The sequence below is a fragment of the Enterobacter sp. JUb54 genome, assembly GCF_014298075.1.
GTDB classification, from domain to species: domain Bacteria; phylum Pseudomonadota; class Gammaproteobacteria; order Enterobacterales; family Enterobacteriaceae; genus Klebsiella; species Klebsiella lignicola.
In genome coordinates, this window is the sequence record NZ_CP060418.1 from 1259736 (window position 1) to 1281853 (window position 22118).

The window sequence follows — 22118 nt, forward strand, 5'->3', positions numbered from 1 at the left end:
ATGTCTTCACTGTCGATTCGGTCATTCACTGCGTTTCGTGAGGAACAGCCCGTGCGTGATGCACTGGTGTTATTCACAATCACTTTATTGCTCCATTTTCTCGGCGCGATGCTGCGTCTGGTACAGGAACTCTCTTTTTTCTGGCCGCTGAATGCTGTGCTGGCAGGGATCTTCGCGCGTTATGTCTGGCTAAATCGTAGCTACTTTTATGCCGTCTGCTTTGGGGCGATGCTGGTTTACGATGGCTTAACCTCGCGTTGGGGAATGGGCTATGCCTCGCTGCTGATTAACTTCTCGAATATTGTCTTTATTGTCACCCTGGCGCAGCTGGTGCTGTGGGATAAACGCCGCACCGACTCGATGCCCGGGCCGATAAATGTCCTCAATCTGTTCTGCTATTGTCTGCTGGCGGCGTTGCTCAGCGCGGCCGTCGGGGCGCTGGGCTCTGTGGATGTGGAACGAGAAACCTTTATTTCACTACTGGTGGACTGGTTTAGCGAACAGTTCTCTACCGCGGTGCTGATCCTGCCGTTTATCCTGACGGTGTCGATCCCCTCCGGACTGAGCGGTTTCCGCTGGAGTCAGCTGTTGCCGGTTATCGTGCTGGTGTTGTCGGTTATTCTGGGCGTCGCCGTGGGGGGCGCCGGTAGCATCACCTTCCCGCTGCCGGCGCTGATCTGGTGTGCTATTCGCTATCCGCTGCCGCTGACCTGCCTGCTGACTTTTCTGACCGGCATCGGGGAGATCCTGCTGGTGGCTAACGCTCTGATTCATCTCTCTCCTGATACCCACCTGCAGCCGTGGCAGCTGTTTTCAACCCGTCTCGGGATTGCGGCGATGTTGATTAGCCCGGTGATTGTGGCGTCCAGCGTGGAGGCGATTAACAACCTGGTCAAACAGCTGGCGCTGCGGGCCGATTTTGATTTCCAGACCCGGGTGTATTCGCGTTCGGGATTAAGCGAGTCGCTGAAGCGTCAGCCGCTGTCCGAAGCGCAGGTATTGACGGTGATGGTGCTCGACATCGATGGCTTCAAGCGGGTCAATGACCAGTGGGGCCATGAGTGCGGCGATTGCGTGCTGGCGCAGCTGGCCCAGCGGGTGCGGGAGCTGGCCGGCGAGCAGGGAATGGTGGCGCGTATCGGCGGGGAAGAGTTTGCAGTGGCCAGCCTGGGCGCGACGGCGCAGGCCGGGCAGCAGCTGGCGGAGAAAATTCGCCAGGGCGTCGAGGCGCAAACCTTTGTCTGGGGGCAACAGCAGATCAAGCTGACCATCAGCATGGGGCTTGAGTGTCGTCCGATTGGTTCCGGGCGGATCACCGAACTCTTTAATCAGCTGCTGATGGTGGCCGACGATTATCTTATTAGCGCCAAAAAAGCAGGGCGCAATCGTATTTTCACGCCGACTCTGGCGGAGAATGGGTAATAAGAAAATACGATGATAAAGCCGCTTGTGTTAAATATTAGTTAAAATCATAGTGATGTGGTTAATTTCAGGGAGCGACCCATGACCACATCCTTTTCTTTCCGTTGCCTTTCGCACGACGATATTCTCGCCAACCTTTCCCGACTTAGCGATATTCTGGCAGACAGCGTCAATGGCGGCGCGTCGGTGAGCTTTATGCTGCCGTTCGACCCGCAGACGGCCGAGGCCTTCTGGCACCGCACTGCACGCAGCGTCGACGCTGGCGAACGGCTGGTGCTGGTGGCTGAACAGGCCGGGCAGATTGTCGGGACGGTACAGCTGATTACCGATCAACCAGAGAACCAACCGCACCGCGCCGACGTAGCCAAACTTTTGGTTCACCAAAATGCCCGACGTCAGGGGGTAGCGAATGCGCTGATGGCATATCTGGAGCAGCAGGCGCGCCAGCAGGGCAAATCGGTGCTGGTACTCGATACCGCCACAGGCAGCGGTGCTGAACGCTTCTACGTCCAGTGTGGCTGGGAAAAAGCCGGGGAAATCCCGCGCTATGCCTTGATGCCGGACGGAAAGATGACCGCCACCTCACTGTTCTATAAGTTCCTGCAATAACAGAGACAGGTTTGATCAAAACACGGTTTTATTCTTAGAAAAGCTGATAAGTTATTACACCAATTACTCAGGTTGTATGACTACTCTAAGAGGGAACCTATTGTGAAAACATTAAATCGTCGTGATTTCCCCGGCGCGCAGTACCCTGAACGTATCATTCAGTTTGGCGAAGGCAACTTCCTTCGCGCCTTTGTTGACTGGCAGCTGGACCTGCTGAATGAGCATACCGACCTGAATGCCGGGGTGGTCATCGTTCGTCCGATCGAGAGTGCGTTCCCGCCTTCGCTCAGCACTCAGGACGGGCTGTACACCACCATCATTCGCGGGCTGAACGAGCAGGGCGAAGCGGTCAGCGACGCGCGCCTGATTCGTTCGGTCAATCGGGAGATCAGCGTCTACGCGGATTACGACGAGTTCCTGCGTCTGGCCCATAATCCGGACATGCGCTTTGTGTTTTCCAATACCACCGAAGCCGGTATCAGCTACCACGCGGGCGATCGTTTCGACGATGCGCCGGCGGTGAGCTACCCGGCGAAGCTGACCCGTCTGCTGTACGAACGCTACAGCCACTTTGCGGGCGCGGCGGATAAAGGCTGGATCATCATTCCTTGCGAGCTGATTGACTACAACGGCGAAGCGCTGCGTGAACTGGTGCTGCGCTATGCTCACGAGTGGGCGCTGCCGTCAGCCTTTATCACCTGGCTGCAAGATGCAAATGCCTTCTGCTCTACGCTGGTGGACCGCATTGTGACCGGCTATCCGCGCGATGAAGCCGAAGCGATTGAAGCCCAGTTGGGCTATAAAGACGGTTTCCTGGCGACCGCCGAACATTTCTACCTGTTCGTTATCCAGGGGCCGAAGTCGCTGGCTGCCGAGCTGCGTCTCGATAAACTCCCGCTTAACGTCCTGATTGTTGACGATATCAAGCCGTACAAAGAGCGCAAAGTGGCGATCCTCAACGGCGCGCACACCGCGCTGGTACCGGTGGCCTTCCAGGCTGGTCTGGATACCGTGGGTGAAGCCATGAATGACCAGGAGATCTGCGCTTTCGTCGAGAAGGCGATTTATGAAGAGATCATTCCGGTGCTGGATCTGCCGCGTGACGAGCTGGAGTCGTTTGCCAGCGCCGTGACCGGGCGTTTCCGCAACCCGTACATTAAGCATCAGCTGCTGTCTATCGCCCTCAACGGCATGACCAAATACCGCACGCGTATTCTGCCGCAGCTGCTGGCAGGGCAGGCAAAATCGGGCAAACTCCCGGCCCGTCTGACGTTCGCGCTGGCGGCACTGATTGCGTTTTATCGGGGAGAGCGCGATGGCGAAAGCTATCCGGTGCAGGATGATGCCGAATGGATGACCCGTTTCCAGACCCTCTGGGCGCAGCATCGTGATGCGCAGCTCTGCACCAGTGAACTGGTTAAAGCCGTGCTGTCGGTAACCTCCCACTGGGAGCAGGACCTGACGCAGATCCCGGGGCTGGTAGAGCAGGTGAGCCTGGACCTGGACGCAATTTTACTGCGTGGCATGCGCGCAGCTGTCAAACCGCTGTGCTGATACGATGATGTCGTGATGTGATGAGAACCCGGCCATACTGCTGCCGGGTTTTTTTATTATCGCTCAGTAGTTACAACATACTTATTTATTTTATGAATACTTAGCCCGAGCAGGTCTGGAACATCGGGAAACGTTCGCTTAGCAGGCCTGCCTGACAATCTCCAGATAAAGCCGAATAGAGGCAAATCGTGCCCTCGGTGCTTGAACTAATTTTCTGACCGGAAAATAATGGCTTATCGTACATTCCGGGTGGGCTTACATCGCACACGTTCGTGCAGACATCGCCTGATGGATGAAACGCCAAAGAGGATAGCCCATGGCCGTAGAGATTCGTGATATTCATCAACATGATAAATCACAGTGGTTGCTGCTGTGGGAAGGTTACACCGGCTTTTACGGCAGTCCGCAACCTGAGGATGTGACCGAATTTACCTGGCAACGTCTGCTCGATGACGCCTCCCCGGTGCTGGGACGTGTCGCGGTAGTGGACGGCCGCGTGGTGGGTTTTGCGATCTGCGTTTTGCACGAAGGCACATGGGTGAAAACCCCCATCTGCTATCTGGAAGATCTGTTTGTTGAACCGCATATGCGCGGCCGGGGTATCGCCAGGCAACTCCTGCAGACCCTGCACGCCGAGGGCAAAGCTCAGGGCTGGTCGCGCCTGTACTGGCATACTCGCAACGATAATCCTGCCCGCCGGTTGTATGACGAGTTTACTCCCGCCGATGATTACGTACGTTATCGCGTGACGCTGTAACGTTTATAAGCAGTAGGATGTGGTTTCACTCAGCCTGTCTGACCGCTGAAAACGATTCAGGAGAAGGAAAAATGGAAAAACGTATTGAGACCGCCATTAACCTGATTGTGTTTCTGTCACTGCTGGCCACCGCGTGGGATCTCTCACTGGTGCATCATCTTTCCTGGTAAACCTGCCATTCGGCGCCATCCCGGCGCCGTTGTTACGATCTTTTGTCAGACGCTGTGCTTGCGGGCTACGATAAACAGGCGCGGGAATAACAGCAGCACCTTTCCGTTACACTGTAACGGATAGTGCTGTTGCAGCAACGCCAGATAGCGCTGGAGAAAGGCTTCGCGTTGTTCGGCATCCAGCGGTTGTAGATACGGGCGTAACCCGGTCGATTGCAGCCAGTCGATAATCGCCTGGTGAGATGCCAGAGGGTGATAATAGGTGGTGCGCCAGATATCAACCTCGCAGCCGCTGCGGGTCAGAATATCGTAGTAGGCCTGAGCCGACGGCAGCGGATGGCGTCCGCTCTCTGCATACCCCAGCTCCTGTGCCGTCTGACGCATCAGCGTATGGGACGGCTCCTGCCAGTTATCCGGCATCTGCACCGCCAGCAGGCCATGCGGTGCAAGCTGGCTGACCAGCTGCGGGAACAGCGTTTCATGGTCCGTCAACCACTGCAGCGACGCGTTGGCATAGATAAGATCGGCCGGACGTTCAGGTTGATACTCGCGAATATCGGCGGTGACAAAGTGGCAGGACGGCAGGGCCTGCGCCGCTTCTTCCAGCATCGCCGGTGAGTTATCGACCCCGACAATGGTGGCTTCTGGCCAGGCATGATGCAGCAAGGCGGTGCTGTTCCCCGGTCCACAGCCCAAATCAACGGCAAACGTCACCGGCTGGTCTGCAATGCGGGCCACTAATTCTGCCGCAGGGCGAGTACGTTCGGCACCAAACTTCAGATATAACGAGGGATTCCAGTCTGCCATGCATATCTCCGGATACAATTAAGCGCGTTCATCAGCATAGAGGGCAATGCTCGAAGGTAAAACGCATTTAGTGTTGCTGATTGTTGTTACCGATGGTGGGCACTAAAAGTGACAGCGTCACGTGGTTCTCGTCGCTAAAACGCATCATCCCGCTGACCGCGAGAGAAGCCGGAGAGCCCGGCTTTGACGGGGATTATTCGCTGTCTTTGAGGGTTTCAGCCCGTTTCGCCGTGGCGTAGACAAAATCCAGCATCGGCTCCAGGTCAGTGTCATAACCGGCCTGAATGATTTTTCCGCGCAACCACTCAATTTCGCTGGTGATATCCGGGTGGAAAATGTTGTTGTCCTGGGCTTTACGTAACCACTTCAGCAGAAAGTTATTCTTCCCCCTGACGCCACCTGATTTTTTTGATTTTCCATGTATTTTCAGCGCCACCAGAATGCAGTAGTAGAAATGAACACGCTGATTAAAACTTTGATGCATTTGCGTATTTCCCGCCAGACTCAGGGACTCACTGTACAGGCCAGTGATTCGGATTGGGCTACGTAGCGGGCCTGGATCGTTGTCCTGCGATCTCTGTTATTTCACCCGTTACGCCAGTACATCTGTTACCAGATGTGACGGGGATGTTGGCACGGATGCAGAATCCCCGTCAATGAGTGATTATTTTTTTGCCTGTACAGCGCCTCGGTGGTGACCAAAGCACGGACTTTATGCAGGGTCTAAACTGGCACGTTGTTGTCGGTAAACGCGAAAAATCAGAATAAATGCCAGCACCACGACCACGGCGGCCAGAAGATAAATGGTATCCAGCGCGTAATACCCGGCTACCCATCCAGCCACTGGCCCGGTCAGCCCCAGCGCTAAATCGAGAAAGGCCGAATAGGTGCCCAGCGCGGTACCCTGGTTTTGCTCTTCAACCTGGCGTACCGCTTCAACCCCCAGCGCCGGAAATACCAGCGAGAAGCCGGAGCCGGTCAGCAGGGCGCCGAAGCCGGCAATCCATGCGGAAGGCGCCAGCCAGATGATCATCAGCCCAACACACTCCACGGCAAAACAGACCAGCGAGACGCGCACGCCGCCGTAACGGGTGATCATATTGCCGGCGACCAGCCGGATGCAGATAAACCCGACGCTGAACAGCGACAGCGTAAAGGCTGCGCCTTGCCACTGATGGGCAGAAAAGTAGAGCGTAATAAAGGTCGCGATAACTCCGAATCCGACCGTGCCCAGCGCCAGGCCCAGACCGTAGGGCCAGATTTTACGAACCACCACATGGAATGGCGCGCGCACGCCCGCCGTCACGCTGACATCCTGGCGTGTACGGGCAAAGAGCAGGCCAACAAACGCCACCGCCACCACCACCACCGCGAAGCCGCTGATGCCAAAATAGCTGTTCAGCAGTACCCCCAGCGGTGCACCTACCGCCATCGCGACATAGGTCGCCACGCCGTTCCACGAGATAACGCGCGCGGTATGGATCGCCCCGACGGTTTTAATTCCCCACAGCGTTGCTCCGGTGGCGGTAAAGCTTTCGCCGACGCCGAGAAATACGCGGCCAATCAGCAATGCGCCAATCGCCAGCAGCGGCGTCGACTGCAACCCTACGGCAATCAGCGTAAACAGCCCGCTCAGCAGGCAGCAGACGATCCCGAAGCTGACCACTTTTTTGGGGCCCCAGATATCCGTATAGCGCCCGGCGTGCGGACGACTGAACAGGGTTGAAATGTACTGCAGGCTGATGACTACCCCGGCAATAAGCGTGCTGTAGCCCAGTTGATAGTGGATATAGCCGGGCAACACGGCGAGCGGAAGCCCGATCGACAGATAGCAGATGCAGGTGAAGACGACGATCGAAATGATGCGCAGATTAAGCTGAGTATTACTGACTGAAGAGGTCATAACGCCATGGCAGTGAAAACAAACGGGCGATCAGCATAGCGCAGACCCAGCCGTCGGGACGAGTAAAGGATGCGTTTTCAGCCGAACCCACCAAAATTCGCATTGCGACAAGACGAATCTGTGCAAGTCCGGGTTTTCACTGTATATATTTTCTCTCTGCCTCATCGGCTTGCTCATTATCCAGGAGGGAACATGACTGAAGATTTAGCGCATAGTGAAGTGCTGTTTGTGGCGGGATTTGGCCCCATTACGCAGAACACCGCTGACAGCCACTCGTTTTATTGTTCGGCGCTGGGGCTTCCCCTGAAGCCGATGCCCGGTAATCCCGACTACCTGCTGACTGAAAAGGATGCGCTGCCAGGGGTGAAACATTTTGCCCTCTGGCCGCTGGCCCAGGCGGCGACGTCCTGCTTTGGTCAGGAACAATGGCCCGCCGAAGTCACGGTACCTCAGGCGTGGATTGAGTTCGAAGTGCGCGATATTGCGCTCGCCACCGATCAGCTGCTCGCTAAAGGTTATCAACTGCTGATCGCCAATCGGGTAGAGCCATGGGGGCAGACGGTCACGCGACTGCTCAGCCCGGAAGGGCTGCTGACCGGCCTGACCATCACGCCCTGGCTGCGCGAGGCGGTATGATGAAGGCTCTCCGGTTTGCCACCGACAGCTAACGAGTAAAAGACAATGTCAGCAGTTGCCCGTCGTGACCATCGCAACGGGCGGCTGCTGACATTTCTCTCGTTGCTGACGCAGCCCGTTTTCCATAGAATCATCGCTTTCGGAGAAAGAGTAGATGTCCGTCGCCGATGCCCTTCTGGCTTATTCCTTAGCCGCCTTGCTGTTGACCCTTACCCCTGGACTTGATACCGCGTTGATTCTTCGCACCTCCAGCGTTGAAGGCGGTAAGAAAGCGTTTCAGGCCGCACTGGGTATTGATACCGGCTGTTTTATCTGGGGCGCGATTGTCGCGTTTGGACTGGGGGCGCTCCTCGCCGCCTCGGAGATGGCCTATAACCTGCTGAAGTGGTGCGGCGCGGCCTACCTGTGTTGGTTAGGGATCCAGCTTTTACTTCGCCCGCGCCAGAGCTTTGACACTCAGCCCGGCACGTCGGCGACAACCAGCAACTGGTTTGTCAAAGGGATGCTCGGTAATGTGCTGAACCCCAAAATGGGGGTCTTCTACGTCTCCTTTTTGCCGCAGTTTATCCCAAGCGGCCATTCGCCGGTGATCTGGACCTTCCTGCTGGTCGCGATCCATGTGCTGATAGGCACGTTGTGGTCATTAACCCTGATTCTGGCGACGCGCTATGCCTCCGGCGTGTTAAAAAAACCGCCGGTTGTTCGCTGGATGGATCGCGTCACCGGCGGGGTGTTTATGCTCTTTGCCGCCCGTCTGGCGTTAAGCAGCCGCTGATCGGGTTACCTTGCCGCCATATTTCGCCCGGCAACGAAGTGTTTTTGTGGGGCTCCGCTACAGTTGGGTTTTCACATCACAGAGACAGACTATGAATGTGCGTAAACCTCGGGCGAAACCTCAGGCTTTTCTGCTAGCGCTGGCCGCTTCAGCGGTGCTGATTATCGGGATGGGATTCGGGCGTTTTGCCTATACCGGTATTCTTCCGGTCATGCTGAGCGAGCAGATCGTCTCGCTCAGCCAGGGAAACCTGGCGGCATCGGTCAACTACGCGGGCTATCTGCTGGGAGCGCTGCTGCTCTCAAAAGCCCGGCCGGCTGACAGCACGCGGCTGAGCCTGGTCTCGGTCGGGCTCACCCTGGTGTGTCTGGCGCTGCTGGCCTGGGTCACCACGCCGCTGGCAATTATCGTGGTCCGTGGTATCGCCGGGGTACTCAGCGCGGTGACGCTGATTGCCGCCTCGCTGTGGCTGCTCCAGCATATGAAGCAACATAATGGCGCACCGGTGCTCTATTCTGGCGTCGGGATGGGGATTTTCTTATCCGCCGAAATTATCGCCCTTGGCAAAGCGTGGGCGCTCTCCAGCCCGCAGATATGGCTTATTTGCGCGGTCAGCGCAACGATCCTGTTGCTGCTGGCCGTGCGTCTGCTATTAACGCCAGCCTTCGAAACGCCGCACACGTCAGTGCAGGCGGAAAGCGTATTAACAGCAGGGCAAGGGCAAACCGCCGGGGCCTGGACCTTACTGCTGGTGTACGGTCTTGCAGGATTTGGCTACATCATTACCGCGACCTATCTGCCGCTGTTTTTGTCAGGCTCGCTGGGCGGGGTGGATCCGGTGCAGATTTGGGCGCTGTTTGGCCTTGCGGCGGTGCCGTCGTGCTTTATCTGGCACAAACTGGCGGTGAAATTCGGCTATCGTCGGGCATTGACCGGTAATCTGCTGGTTCAGGCAACGGGCGTCATTCTGCCGGCCTGGCAGCCGTCGTTAGGGATGTGCTTGCTGAGCGCGCTGCTGGTTGGCTTTACCTTTATGGGGACGGTGACCATCGCGCTGCCGCTGGCCAGACGTCTGAATCACCTGGTCAGCTTCAATATGATCGCCGCCATGACGGCGCTGTACGGGGTCGGACAAATTGTCGGGCCGCTGGTGGCCGGTACGCTCCATCGGCTAAGTGGTTCCTTTAGCCTGTCGTTGATCGCGGCGGCCGCAGCGCTGTTTCTGGCGGCGGGGCTGGTGGTGTTGCCGCCATCGCCTCGCCGCAGTTAATGTGCATCAACCAGCAGTGGCAGAGGTCATAACGCGGCGTAATTCAGTCAGCGCAGGGGAGCCGTAGCCTCGCCGCCAGATCAGCTGGGTGCGTGCCGGTTGTATGGCTTGCAGCTGGCTGCCCTGCGGCAACGTCATCCGTTCGATAACGCTTTGCGGCAGGATCCCGGCATAGCCGCCGGAGGCCACGCAGGCGATCATCGCCTGATACGAGCCGACATCCTGAATATCGACGTTCCCGTCTGCGGCAAAATGGGCTTCGGCGATCGCCCGGTAGCTGCAGCCGCGCGGGAAGGCCGCCAGCCGGATGTTACCTGGCTTTTCCGCGGTGACCAGCATCAACTGTTCGACATAGAGTTCCGCAAATTCGATCTCCGCCGGACAGGCGGGCTCATCTTCGGCCGTCAGCGGTAAACAGACCAGCGCACAGTCGAGGGTGGCGTTCAGCACCTGCTCGATTAACGGCTGGGTCGGCATTACCTGTAGCGTCAGTTCAACCTCCGGGCAGGCCGCCCGGAAGGCCGGGAGTCGCGGCATCAGCCGACTGATTGCCGCCGCTTCCATCGAGCCCAGCCGCAGGCTTCCCGCCGGTGTCGCCGGGTGCAGCGCCTGTTTCGCCTCGTCCGCCAGGCTCAGGATCCGCCGGGCGTAATCGAGGAAGCAGCTGCCGGCAGCGGAGAGCACCATTTTTTTATTCCCCCGCACGAACAGCTCGACCCCGAGCTCCTCTTCCAGCTGCTGGATCCGGGTGGTGATGTTCGACTGCGCACGGCCTAACTTTTTCGCCGCCAGGGTAATACTGTGCTCCTGGGCCACCATTTTAAATATCTGCAACGTGGTGTGGTTCATAGTTTTTATTCTTAAAATGGAAATGATATTGATCTTAACATCTCAAAAAGAGAAGTTAAGTATCCGTTATCACATCTTCAGACAGGATTCCCGGCATGAATCGCCTCACCCAGCTTATTGATACTGCATACCCCATTATCCAGGCGCCGATGGCCGGTGTCTCAACCCCGGCGCTGGCCGCCGCGGTCAGTAACGCCGGCGGCCTGGGCTCGCTGGGATTAGGCGCTTCGACGGTGGAACAGGCGGAAGCGCTGATCAACGCCACCCGCCAGCAGACCTCGCAACCCTTTAACGTCAATCTGTTTTGTCATGCGCCGGCGCAGCGGGACCCACAACGGGAAGCCCGGTGGATTGCGGCGCTCAGGCCGTATTTTGCCCGTTTTGGCTACGAGCCGCCGGAAACGCTGGCAGAAATCTATGACAGCTTTCTCGGGCATCAGCGGATGGCCGAACTGCTGCTCGATCTCGCACCTGCGGTGGTCAGCTTTCACTTCGGCGTGGCGGACAAGACCCTGGTTCGCCGTCTGCAGGAGAAAGGCGTGGTGACCATGGCCAGCGCCACCAGCGTCGCGGAGGCGCAGCAGATTGCCGCCCAGGGGATTGATATCGTGATTGCTCAGGGCTATGAGGCAGGCGGTCATCGCGGGATCTTCGACCCATTGGGCGACGATCGCCAGCTGTCAACGGATGCGCTGGTTCAGGCCATTAACCGCGCCGTATCGCTGCCGGTGGTGGCCGCCGGCGGAATAATGGATGGCGCCGGTATTCGTCACCTGATGCAGCTAGGTGCGCAAGGCGCCCAGTTGGGCACCGCATTCCTGCTCTGTCCGGAATCCTCGGCGGATGCTGGCTATCGCCAGGCGCTGACTCGCCAGCCTGTGCCGCCAACGGTGCTGACCAGTGCGATCTCCGGTCGTCCCGCCCGTTGCATTGATAACGCATTTTGCCAGCTCGGGCGCCAGCACGCCGCGTCAGACGTCCCCGCGTATCCGGTGGCTTACGATGCGGGTAAAGCGCTGGCCAGCGCGGCAAAAGCGATGGGCGAGCAGGGGTTTGGCGCCCACTGGGCCGGGGAGAACGTCGGGATGATCCGCGCGCTGTCGGCCGCGGAACTGATGCAGACGTTAATGGCGGAGTGCGGTTTTTCGGCAGCGGAAACTCGTCGCGTTACCCGATCTGGCGCATCTGTCCGATAAACTCCGCCATATTTCTGGCCGCCATTTTCTCCATCACTCGGGAGCGATGCACCTCGACCGTGCGCACGGCGATATGCATGTGCGTGGCGATATCTTTGTTCATCAGACCGGCGACCACACAGCGGGCGACCTCTTGCTCTTTGGCGGTCAGCGTGTCGAAGCGTCGCTTCAGCGTCTGCATGGCCGTCAGTTGCGCAGAGTGCTCGTAACCTTTGCTGATGGCCGCCTGCAGCGCAGGCGTCGCCACGGGTTTTTCGAGAAAATCCACCGCCCCGTGCTGGATCTCTTTGACCGCCATCGGCACGTCGCCGTGTCCGGTGAGGAAAATCACCGCCAGCGTGCTGTCGGCCTCGCGCATCGCCTGAAAAAGGCTGTGGCCGTCCATGACCGGCATCCGCATGTCCAGCAGCGCAATACCGGTGGTGGTCAGTGGCGCTTCATGTAAAAACTGCTCGCTGTGATTCCAGCACTGTACGCTGTAGCCCATGCTTTCTAGCAAAAAGCAGCATGAACGGGTGACGGCATCATCGTCATCGACCAAATGGATCATTGTCTGTTCTCGTTATCTGTCCCGGTAGCGAAGGTCAGGGTGACCCGTACCCCACGCCGGCCATCCGGTGCAGGGTGATTATCAACGCGGATCTCGCCGTTGACGCGGCGCAGCAGGCGCTGGCAGATGACCAGCCCAAGCCCCATGCCCGTTTTTTTACTGGAGTGGAAAGGGCGAAACAGGTTGCTCTGCTGCTCCAAAGTGAGGCCGCCGGCGTTGTCCTGAATGACGATCGTGGGCGACGCGCCAGGGGGGCTTGCGCTGACCCAGAGGTCGCTGGCACCCGCCTGAACGGCATTGAGCAGAATATTTGCCAGCACCTGCTCCAGTAAAATCGGCGGCAGCCACAAGCCGGCCGTTGGCGTGGCGTCATGGTGCACGCGGATATTCTCCAGTTGCAAAAGCCGCAGCACATGCCCGATTGTGTGGGCGACATCGCAGCGAACATTCGGCTCTGTCGCGTTGGCAGGTGCGGATTCGGACGCCGCCCAGCTGCGTAGATGTTTGATGATCATCCCGCAGCGCTCGGCCTGAGAGTCAATATGGCTGAGGGCGGTCGTCAGGGCCTGCTGATTATCGGGCCGCGAGAGATGATTTAACCCGCCTTGCGCATACATCCGTATGGCCGACAGCGGCTGATTCAGCTCATGAGCAAAGCCGGAGGCCATTTCCCCCAGCACGCTCATTTGCCTGGCCTGTTCCAGAGTCTGCTGCTGTTCGCGTAAACGCTGGTTGGCCTGCTCCAGCGCTTTACCGCGCCGCTGGACCAGCACCATCACCCAGCCATAGTTGGCGATAAAAAGCACCAGTAATAATAATATCACCCCGATCATCAATTTATGCTGGTCCAGCCAGCCGAGTAGCGTCTGCGCCATGCGCTGCTGTTCGGGATGGCGGTGCAGCTCGCGAAGCAGGGCCTCGGTGTCGCTGGTTGAGGCCGGCGCGCCCCAGCGCCAGCCGTTGCTTTGCGTCGAGTTGAGCAACGATCTGGCGACGGCATCGGCGATCCGATCGCCAACGCCAGGCAGGGCGGCAAAAGACCAGTCGGGATACAGCGCGGTGCTGGTCACGCAGGGAAAATCGCTGGTTTTTTGCAGCAACGGACGAAAAGCGCGCTTGTCGATCAGTCCTTCTTTATCCATGTTCTCCAGCAAGCACACCGGGACAATCGCCGCCTGGATGGCGTTCTCACGCAGCAGGTACAGGAGCGCATCCGCCGGAAAACCCATATAGCGCACCGTCAGCCGGTCGTCCACCTGTAAACCGGCCTTCTGCAATTCGCGATAGCCCAGCAAATAGCCACCAAACGCCTGCGCATCGACCGCGCCCAGGGTTTTCCCCGTCAGGTCCGCCGGCTGTTGGATCGGGCTGTCGCGGCGAACCAGGATGGCGCTACCGGTCGCCATGCTCTCGGCCGTCGCCCCGTCCCCCGAACGCAGCGAGGCCAGCCAGCGCAAATGATAGTGGCTGTTTAACTGGACGAATTGCGCCTGATTGGTCAGCACGAACTGGACGCGGCCGGTGTTCACCGCCTCGCGCATCTCGTTAAGGTCGAGGGGAAGGAGTTGAAAACGGGTATCGGGGACGCTGCGGTTTAACCCATCGATCAGCGGTTGCCAGTGCTGGCGGGTGGCTGCATCGCCGCGCAATGCCAGGATACCGATGGTCCAGTCGGCCGCGAAAACAGGGGAGGTCAGCGCGCTAACGATGAGCACCATAAGGAATGTTGTGATGCGCTCCATGCGACAAATGACCCCTTTCTATTGCGCCAGATCAAGCCCGCCTCGTTTATGTGGTTAACCACAATAGAGCCAGACCCGGCAGGATTTTTAGACTGTAACTAATCACATTTGGTTAGGTAATACCATCCCTAATCCTTTCCCTCGCCGCGCACTGGGTGGAGAACAACATGGACATCAGTAAGCGACATTTTTTGAAGACACTGGGCGTGGTCACCGCCGGCGCCTCTCTGGTGCCGTTGGCGCAAGCGGGCACCACCTTCCAGCCGCAACGCCATGGCGGCTCAGAGGCGCACCGTTACGCGATGCTGATCGACCTGCGTCGCTGCATCGGTTGCCAGTCGTGCACGGTGAGTTGCACCATCGAAAACCAGACCCCGCAGGGGGCGTTTCGCACCACCGTCAATCAGTACCAGGTGATGCTGGAGCATCGCGATGAGGTGACCAACGTCTTGCTGCCCCGGCTGTGTAACCATTGCGATAATCCGCCGTGCGTGCCGGTCTGTCCGGTACAGGCCACCTTTCAACGAAAAGACGGCATCGTGGTGATCGACAACACCCGCTGCGTCGGCTGCGCCTACTGCGTGCAGGCCTGCCCGTACGATGCCCGTTTCATTAACCATGCCACCCAGACGGCGGACAAATGCACGTTCTGCGCCCACCGGCTTGAAGCGGGGCTGCTGCCTGCCTGTGTCGAATCCTGCGTGGGCGGGGCCAGAATCATCGGTGATTTAAAAGATCCCGACAGTACGATCAGCACGCTGCTGGCGGCGCACTGGGATGAGATCAAAGTGCTTAAGCCGGAGAACGGCACCGCGCCTCACGTCTTTTACCTGGGGCTCGACGAGGCGTTTGTCTCACCGCTTCAGGGCCGCGCTCAGCCCGCACTGTGGCAGGAGGTCGAACATGAACATCTCTGAAATTGTCGCGCAGCCGCAGCCGGTCACCTGGCTACCCTGGGCCGTGCAGTACTTCTTTTTTATTGGCGTATCGACCTGCGCGGTACTGGTGGCCTGCGGGGTGCGCTGGGTGCAGCCCGCCTGGCGCGAGCGAATCGAAGGCACCTGCTTATTCCTGGCGTTGACCTGCGGCATCACCGCGCCGCTGGCGCTGACCGCCGACCTGCATCAGACCGCGCGGTTCTGGCATTTTTATGCCTGGCCAACGCCGTGGTCGTGGATGCCGTGGGGAGCGCTGTTGCTGCCGTTGTTCACCCTGTTGGTCGGGGCGTGGTTTGTTCTTTTTCACCTGCGCAAACTGACCGGGCGCGAGACGCCGTGGCGGCGCTGGATTGCTGTGGCCAGCGCCATCGCCGCCATCGGCTTGCTGCTGTATACCGGGCGGGAAGTCTCGGTGGTGCGCGCCAGACCGCTGTGGTTCAGCTACTGGTTTCCGCTGGTGATGTTTATCAGCGCCATGTGCGCGCTGCTGGCGATGCTGGCGCTGATTTATCGGCGGCACAGCGGCTTGATGCGTCCGCTGGCACAAGGGCAACTGGCGATGCTCGCACTGCTGGGCGGATGCCTGCTGGCGTGGTACCACGGCGAAACGCTATCCGGCGCCGCACTGCGTCAACAGTGGCACCTCGCCAGCACAATTCGCAGCGATCTGATCGCCGGCATCCTGCTATGGGCCGCGGCGATGGCGATCGCGTTGTACAGCTGTTGCCGCGTACCGCCGCGTGTCCTGCTACTGATCAACGTGGTTATCGTGGCCGGGCTGTGCTGGCTCCTGCGCTGGACATGGCTGATCGGCGGGCAGGTGATACCGAAATACAACGCCCTCAGTAATGACTACCAGCTGCCGATGGGGACCGATGGCCTGCTGGCCATTGTCGGGACATTCGGCCTGTGGCTGGCGCTGATGATCGTGATTGGGGAGTGCGTGAATTGGTTTTCAAGGAGAGTCCAGCATGGCTAAGTTAACTCGTCGTCAATGGTTGAAAATAGGTGTCGCCGCCGGTGGCTTTGCGGCGTTTGGCCTGAGCTATCGCGATGTCGCGAAACGAGCGGTCGAGGGTCTGGTTAACGGGACCTCAGGCAAGGTGACGCGCGATCATATTTACGGCAACGCCCTGGTTCCGGAAGGCGCGGCGCAGAATGGCTGGCAGGGTAACTCCGGACAGGCGGTTTCCATGACCCAATGTTTTGGCTGCTGGACGTTGTGCGGGATCCGCGCGCGGGTGGACAAACAGACGAATACGGTATTGCGGATCGCCGGCAATCCCTGGCATCCGCTGTCCCATGAGCAACCGTTCGACAGCATGATGCCTTTCGCCGAGGCGATGAACAAACTGGCCGGTGAAAGCGGGCTGGCGTCGCGATCTACCGCCTGCGCACGGGGCGCCACGTTACTGGAAAGCCTGACCAGCCCGCTGCGCCTGCTCACGCCGATGAAGCGGGCCGGCAAGCGTGGGGAAGGGAAATGGCAGCACATCAGTTTTGAACAACTGATTGAAGAGGTGGTGGAAGGCGGCAATCTGTTTGGTGAAGGCCATGTTGAGGGGCTGAGGGCCATTCGTGACCTGACCACCCCGGTCGATCCGCGTCACCCGGCCTATGGCCCGAAAGCCAATCAGCTGCTGGCCACCAATACCAGCGATGAAGGTCGGGACGGCTTTTTCCGCCGTTTCGCCCAGCACAGCTTCGGCAGCAAGAATTTTGGCGCCCACGGCGCGTACTGCGGCCTGGCGTATCGTGCCGGTTCCGGGGCGCTGCTGGGCGATCTCGATAAGAACCCTCATGTTAAACCGGACTGGGATCAGGTGGAGTTCGCGCTGTTTATGGGGACCTCGCCGGCGCAGTCGGGCAACCCCTTTAAACGCCAGGCTCGCCAGCTGGCCAGCGCCCGCGTGCGTCGCGACTTCAATTATGTGGTGGTGGCCCCGGCATTACCGTTAACCACGGTACTCGCCGACGACCATGGTCACTGGCTACCGGTGCTGCCGGGCACCGATTCGGCCCTCGCGATGGCGATGATCCGCTGGATTATCGATAACCAGCGCTATATGGCTGAGTATCTGGCTCTGACCGGTCGTGATGCGATGCAGCGTGCCGGGGAGAAAAGCTGGACCAATGCCAGCTGGCTGGTGATCGCCGACGCACAGCATCCGCTGGCAGGGCAGCACCTGAGCGCATCGGCGCTGAGCGGTGAAACCCGCGAGAACGATGAGCCTCTGGTGGTTAACCCGCAGGGCGAGGTGGTTCCGGTGAGCCAGTGCGATCGCGGTGAACTGCTGGTTGATCGAACCGTGACCCTACACGACGGCTCCCAGGTGGCGGTAAAAAGCAGCTTTCAGTGCCTGAAAGCGTCCGCCGATCGCTTCACCCTCGCCGAATACAGTCAGCTGTGCGGGGTGGCGGAAAAACAAATTATTGCGCTGGCGAAGGCCTTTACCCGTCACGGGCGTAAAGCCGCGGTGGTGACGCACGGCGGCATGATGTCCGGCAACGGCTTTTATAACGCCTGGTCGGTGATGATGCTGAACGTGTTGCTGGGCAATATGAGCCTCAGCGGCGGGGTGTTTGTCGGTGGTGGGAAATTTAACGGCGAGGCCAGCGGGCCGCGCTACGACCTTGCGCAGTTCCCCGGTAAAGTGGCGCCCAAAGGCCTCAATATCGCCCGCAGCAAAGCCGATTATGCGCAGTCGGATGAGTATCGCGAGAAGCTCGCCGGACAGCATTCACCGTGGCCGGCGAAAGCGCCGTGGTATCCCTTTGCCGCCGGGCAGCTGACCGAGATCTTACCTTCGGCGCTGGCGGGCTATCCGTATCCGCTCAAGGCGTGGATCTCCAATATGGCAAACCCGCTGTACGGCGTACCGGGACTGCGGAGCGTGATCGAGCAACGCTTGCGCGATCCGCAGCATCTGCCGCTGTTTATCGCCATCGATGCCTTTATGAACGAGACGACGGCATTTGCCGATTACATCGTTCCGGATACGCATAATTTCGAGAGCTGGGGATTCAGCGCTCCCTGGGGCGGCGTAGCCACTAAAACCTCAACCGCCCGTTGGCCGGTGGTGTCGCCAGCCACGGCGAAAACGGCGCAGGGAGAAGCGGTCTCGATGGAAGCCTTCTGCATTGCGGTGGCTAAACGCATGGGACTCCCCGGCTTCGGCGACCAGGCGATACCCGATGCCCAGGGCGTAATGCAGGGGCTACACCGCGCCGAAGATTACTACCTGCGGGTGGCCGCCAATATCGCCTTTGCCGGGCAAAAACCGCTGCCGCCTGCCGAAGCCCAGGATATCGCGCTGTCGGGGGTTGAGCGTATTTATCCGGACATCCGCAGTACTTTAAAACCCGATGAGGCCTTGCCCGTGGCGTTTCTCTACTGCCGGGGTGGCCGCTTTGCGCCGCAGGCCTCCGGTCGTCGAGGCGATACGGTCGGAGTGGAGTGGCAAAAGCCACTGCAAATCTGGAATCCACAGGTGGCGGGATACCGCCATGCGATGACCGGCGAGCGCTACAGCGGTTGTCCGACCTGGTATCCGGCCCGCATGGCGGATGGTCAGGCGCTGGAGGCGGTCTATCCGCTATCGCAATGGCCGCTGAAACTGATGTCGTTTAAATCGAATGTCATGAGCAGCTCGTCCACCGTGATTGAACGCCTGCACCACGTGAAACCAAGCGGACTGGTGGCAATCCATCCTGACGACGGTAAGCGTTATGGTCTGCAGCATGGGGATATCGCGCGTATCAGCACGCCAGGCGGCAGCGTTGAGGTACAGGTCAGCGTGCTCTCCGGGGTAATGCCGGGGGTGATCGCCATGGAGCACGGGTACGGGCATAAGGAGATGGGGGCGCGACAGCACTGGCTGGACGGTGTGCCCATGGCGCAAAAAAACCATATTGCCTCAGGCGTCAATCTCAATGATCTTGGTTTTGCCGACCCCACCCGGAAAGTGCCTGGGCCGTGGCTGGACTGGGTCACGGGCGCTTCCGTGCGCCAGGGACTGCCGGCGAAGATTGCTAAAGTGGAACGCGGGTAGCGGAATGGGTTTAATCGCAGGCAAAAGCGATGCCCTCCCTTGCACCGGGCGGGCGTAGCCAGTATGGTGTGCGGCATTTCCACGGTATCAGGAACACACATCGCAATGCAGCCTTCGAAAGATCCTCTTCACGGCGTCACCCTTGAGGCCCTGCTGAATGCCCTGGTGGCAAAATACGGCTGGGCCGAGCTGGCAAAACGGATCAACATCAACTGTTTTAAGAGCGACCCGAGCATCAAATCGAGCCTGAAGTTTTTGCGCCGTACACCATGGGCGCGCAAAGAAGTCGAAGCGCTCTATATTGATTCGCTGGATGAGCCAGCGTCTGAGCCCGCCACGCCGCCGGCCGATAATCCGTGGGCCAACTGGCAGAATAAGAAATAAAAGCGGGGCGCGCTTACTGTGCCGTTTCGCCGCGCAGCGCGCCCGGGGCTTTACCGGTAATGCGCTTAAAGGCGCGGCTGAAGGCCGCCAGCGAGCTGTAACCCAGCCTGAAGGCCACTTTCTCCAGCGCCTGGCCCTCCTGGGAAATATACTGCACCGCCAGCCGCATCCGCAGCTCCGTCAGATAGCGCGCCGGGGTGGTGCCGGTGGCGGCGAGGAAGCGTTCGGCGAAAACGGATCGCGAGGTTCCGGCTTCGCGGGCAAGGGCTTCAACCTTCCAGTTGACGCCGGGCTGCTGATGCATGGCATAGATTGCCCTGGCCAGGCGGGGATCGCGCAGCACCTGCACCCAGCCGGTGGCGTTGCCGCAGCCGCATTCAACCCAACCGCGGACGATCAGTGCCGCCACCACATCGGCCAGACGCGCCAGAATCCCGGCATAGCCCGCCTGACGGGTGAGTGACTCTCGCTCCATCGCCAGCAGCAGCGGGTGAATTTCAGGCCAGGTTTTCAACAGCCGGCTGACCAGCATCACTTCCGGCATCGCCTTGACCAGCGGCTGCATTCCCCCCAGTTCAAAATCCATACATCCGCTGAAGATAACCGTGTTGTCCGCCGTTTTGCAGGCGCTATCGCCTTTCACGCAGCAGACGGTGTTGCACACCGTCTCGCTGGCGAGCTGCATCACGTCAATCACCGGCGCCTGCGCATCGGACATAAAGGTATGGCTCTCGCCGTTGGGAATAAACAGCGCGTCGCCGCTCTCCAGCGTTAGCTGCTGGCCGCTGGCCATCTGCAGCTGCACCGGGCCACGGCTGACAAAGTGGAACTGGGCTCTGCCGGGGACCGCGTTAAACGCGACGCCGAACGGAGAACCAAGTTCGATGCGGCGGTAATGGACGCCGGAGAGGCGCATGCCGCGCAGGAGTTCACTGGTGAGATCGATAGGCTGGCGTGTCATCAAAACAATCCCGGACGAATTATCAATAATTGCAGAGTATGCATCATAGATCGTCCGAACGGAAACCCCTACGCTTGTCGCAATGTTAATTATTCTGGAGAGATGTATATGAGTTCCTGCATAACTGCCGAAGCGGAGATGGCTACGGCCAAACCCGCGTGGCGCGCCGTCTATGCTCTGGCATTGGGCGTTTTCGGCCTGATCGTTGCAGAGTTTCTTCCCGCCAGTTTGTTAACCCCGATGGCCGCCAGCCTGCGGGTGAGTGAAGGGATGGCGGGGCAGGCGGTTACCGCCACGGCCCTGGTGGCGCTGGTGACCGGGCTGCTGATCACCCCGGCGACTAAAAATATCGACCGCCGCTGGGTGCTGATGTTCTTTTCGCTGTTGCAGATCGTCTCCAGCCTGATGGTGGCTTTCGCCAGCTCGCTGGAGTTTCTGTTGCTGGGACGCCTGCTGCTCGGGGTGGCCATCGGCGGATTCTGGTCAATGTCCACCGCCACGGCGATGCGCCTGGTGCCGGCGGCCTTCGTGCCAAAAGCGCTGGCGGTGATCTTCTCCGCCGTGTCGATTGCGACCGTGGTGGCCGCGCCGCTGGGCAGCTATTTAGGCGGGCTGATTGGCTGGCGCAACGTGTTTATCCTGTGCACGGTGCCGAGCCTGGTGGCGCTGCTGTGGCAGCTGTGGGTTCTGCCATCGATGCGCCCGGAAAGCACCGGTAGCTTTGCCACGCTGCTTAAGGTCCTGCGTCGTCCCGGCATGGTGGGCGGGCTGTTGGCGACCATTTTAATCTTCAGCGGGCACTTTGCCTTTTTCACCTACCTGCGTCCGTTCCTTGAAACCGTGGCTCAGGCCAGCGTGGAAGGGGTGTCGTTGATCCTGCTGGGCTTTGGGGTGGCGAACTTCGTCGGGACCTCTATCGCCGGGCATCTGCTGAGCCGCAGCCTGCGCCTGACGCTGGCGCTGGTGCCGCTCGTGATGGGTCTGCTGGCACTGATGATGGTCACCTTCGGGCATATCGCGATGGTGGACGGACTGCTGGTCGCCCTGTGGGGCTTTGCCTTCGGCCTGGTGCCGGTCGGCTGGTCCACCTGGCTGGCGACCACGGTACCGGACGAGGCGGAAAGCGCGGGGGGCTTACTGGTGGCGTCAATTCAGCTGGCAATCAGCGCCGGTGCGGCCGGTGGCGGGGCGGTGTTCGACCTCACCGGCGCCAGCGGGGTCTTTGCCGGCAGCGGGCTGCTGCTGATCAGCGCCATGGTGATGGTTTTCGCCAGCGTCCGGGTGACCTCGACCATCGCCAGCCGCTAGCGCGACACCCTCTTCCTTTACTCCTTTACTCATGCGCCTGCGGGCGCATTTTTCGTTGGGCAACCGCCACGGCGCTGCACGTTGCAGGAACAACCGGCCGCACTTCGTCGGTGCAACACCAGCCATTTTGACCTCCAGCACGCCGAAATTCAATCTAACCCATTGATAAACATCCACTGTTCAACGTGGCACGCTTAATGCTTAGCAGTGTAAGTATTGCTGTGAACCGGGATAG

Annotated in this window: 20 protein-coding genes; 13 read left to right on the forward strand and 7 right to left on the reverse strand. The window is 59.4% G+C overall.

The features are described from left to right. From HF679_RS05790 to HF679_RS05805, 4 genes are all read left to right on the forward strand, one after another. Positions 1–1422, forward strand: coding sequence for a GGDEF domain-containing protein (locus tag HF679_RS05790; protein WP_154143869.1), 1422 nt, complete (start codon positions 1–3; stop codon positions 1420–1422). 81 nt (positions 1423–1503) lie between these two features. Beyond that, on the forward strand, positions 1504–2031 hold the full coding sequence (locus HF679_RS05795; RefSeq protein WP_123754397.1) for a GNAT family N-acetyltransferase: 528 nt from the start codon (positions 1504–1506) through the stop codon (positions 2029–2031). Between the two features lie 102 nt (positions 2032–2133). Further along, entirely contained in the window at positions 2134–3585 is a 1452-nt protein-coding gene (locus HF679_RS05800) for a tagaturonate reductase (RefSeq protein ID WP_123754396.1), read from the forward strand. A 316-nt stretch (positions 3586–3901) separates the two neighbouring features. Beyond that, complete coding sequence (locus tag HF679_RS05805; protein WP_187042699.1) at positions 3902–4342, forward strand: GNAT family N-acetyltransferase; 441 nt, start codon at positions 3902–3904, stop codon at positions 4340–4342. Positions 4343–4557: 215 nt separating this feature from the next. Here the strand turns inward: HF679_RS05805 and tam are convergent, their stop codons facing one another. The 3 genes from tam to HF679_RS05820 all read right to left on the reverse strand — a co-directional run bounded on the left by tam (position 4558) and on the right by HF679_RS05820 (position 7222). Then, a complete protein-coding gene (gene tam, locus HF679_RS05810) occupies positions 4558–5319 on the reverse strand; it encodes a trans-aconitate 2-methyltransferase (RefSeq protein WP_123754393.1) in 762 nt (253 codons plus the stop codon). A 193-nt stretch (positions 5320–5512) separates the two neighbouring features. Then, the gene (locus tag HF679_RS05815; RefSeq protein WP_123754392.1) at positions 5513–5803 is read right to left on the reverse strand and encodes a hypothetical protein; all 291 of its coding nucleotides are present in this window, start codon (positions 5801–5803) and stop codon (positions 5513–5515) included. A 228-nt stretch (positions 5804–6031) separates the two neighbouring features. Further along, positions 6032–7222: an MFS transporter gene (locus HF679_RS05820; protein WP_123754391.1), complete on the reverse strand. Its 1191-nt coding sequence runs from the start codon at positions 7220–7222 to the stop codon at positions 6032–6034. Between the two features lie 192 nt (positions 7223–7414). On the opposite strand from HF679_RS05820, the gene HF679_RS05825 reads away from it, so the two are divergent. From HF679_RS05825 to HF679_RS05835, 3 genes are all read left to right on the forward strand, one after another. Beyond that, on the forward strand, positions 7415–7858 hold the full coding sequence (locus HF679_RS05825) for a glyoxalase (protein WP_123754390.1): 444 nt from the start codon (positions 7415–7417) through the stop codon (positions 7856–7858). A 154-nt stretch (positions 7859–8012) separates the two neighbouring features. After that, positions 8013–8633, forward strand: a complete 621-nt coding sequence (locus HF679_RS05830; RefSeq protein WP_123754389.1) for a LysE family translocator — start codon at positions 8013–8015, stop codon at positions 8631–8633. Between the two features lie 91 nt (positions 8634–8724). Then, positions 8725–9903 (forward strand): YbfB/YjiJ family MFS transporter, encoded by a 1179-nt coding sequence (locus tag HF679_RS05835; protein WP_187042700.1) that lies wholly within the window; start codon positions 8725–8727, stop codon positions 9901–9903. Between the two features lie 6 nt (positions 9904–9909). Here the strand turns inward: HF679_RS05835 and HF679_RS05840 are convergent, their stop codons facing one another. Next, positions 9910–10752, reverse strand: coding sequence for a LysR family transcriptional regulator (locus HF679_RS05840; protein WP_123754387.1), 843 nt, complete (start codon positions 10750–10752; stop codon positions 9910–9912). 95 nt (positions 10753–10847) lie between these two features. Here HF679_RS05840 and HF679_RS05845 point away from each other — a divergent pair, with 95 nt between their 5' ends. Beyond that, a complete protein-coding gene (locus HF679_RS05845) occupies positions 10848–11948 on the forward strand; it encodes an NAD(P)H-dependent flavin oxidoreductase (RefSeq protein ID WP_123754386.1) in 1101 nt (366 codons plus the stop codon). Here the strand turns inward: HF679_RS05845 and ttrR are convergent. After that, complete coding sequence (gene ttrR, locus HF679_RS05850; protein ID WP_123754385.1) at positions 11920–12498, reverse strand: tetrathionate respiration response regulator TtrR; 579 nt, start codon at positions 12496–12498, stop codon at positions 11920–11922. The two genes, HF679_RS05845 and ttrR, sit on opposite strands and share 29 nt — an antisense overlap. Beyond that, on the reverse strand, positions 12495–14240 hold the full coding sequence (gene ttrS, locus HF679_RS05855; protein WP_227540101.1) for a tetrathionate respiration histidine kinase TtrS: 1746 nt from the start codon (positions 14238–14240) through the stop codon (positions 12495–12497). The genes ttrR and ttrS overlap by 4 nt, the downstream gene beginning before the upstream one ends. Positions 14241–14407: 167 nt before the next feature. Between ttrS and ttrB the strand changes: the two genes are divergently transcribed. The 4 genes from ttrB to HF679_RS05875 all read left to right on the forward strand — a co-directional run bounded on the left by ttrB (position 14408) and on the right by HF679_RS05875 (position 19614). After that, on the forward strand, positions 14408–15157 hold the full coding sequence (gene ttrB, locus HF679_RS05860; RefSeq protein WP_123754383.1) for a tetrathionate reductase subunit TtrB: 750 nt from the start codon (positions 14408–14410) through the stop codon (positions 15155–15157). Further along, positions 15144–16157, forward strand: coding sequence for a tetrathionate reductase subunit TtrC (ttrC, locus tag HF679_RS05865; protein WP_187042701.1), 1014 nt, complete (start codon positions 15144–15146; stop codon positions 16155–16157). Before ttrB ends, ttrC begins: the two co-directional genes overlap by 14 nt. Then, positions 16150–19230, forward strand: a complete 3081-nt coding sequence (ttrA, locus tag HF679_RS05870) for a tetrathionate reductase subunit TtrA (RefSeq protein WP_187042702.1) — start codon at positions 16150–16152, stop codon at positions 19228–19230. The genes ttrC and ttrA overlap by 8 nt, the downstream gene beginning before the upstream one ends. 105 nt (positions 19231–19335) lie before the next feature. Next, positions 19336–19614 (forward strand): VF530 family DNA-binding protein, encoded by a 279-nt coding sequence (locus HF679_RS05875; RefSeq protein ID WP_187042703.1) that lies wholly within the window; start codon positions 19336–19338, stop codon positions 19612–19614. A 13-nt stretch (positions 19615–19627) separates the two neighbouring features. On the opposite strand, the gene HF679_RS05880 is transcribed toward HF679_RS05875, so the two are convergent. Next, on the reverse strand, positions 19628–20575 hold the full coding sequence (locus HF679_RS05880; protein WP_123754379.1) for an AraC family transcriptional regulator: 948 nt from the start codon (positions 20573–20575) through the stop codon (positions 19628–19630). 108 nt (positions 20576–20683) lie between these two features. Between HF679_RS05880 and HF679_RS05885 the strand changes: the two genes are divergently transcribed. Next, positions 20684–21883 (forward strand): MFS transporter, encoded by a 1200-nt coding sequence (locus HF679_RS05885; RefSeq protein WP_123754378.1) that lies wholly within the window; start codon positions 20684–20686, stop codon positions 21881–21883. Positions 21884–22118: the final 235 nt, after the last annotated feature.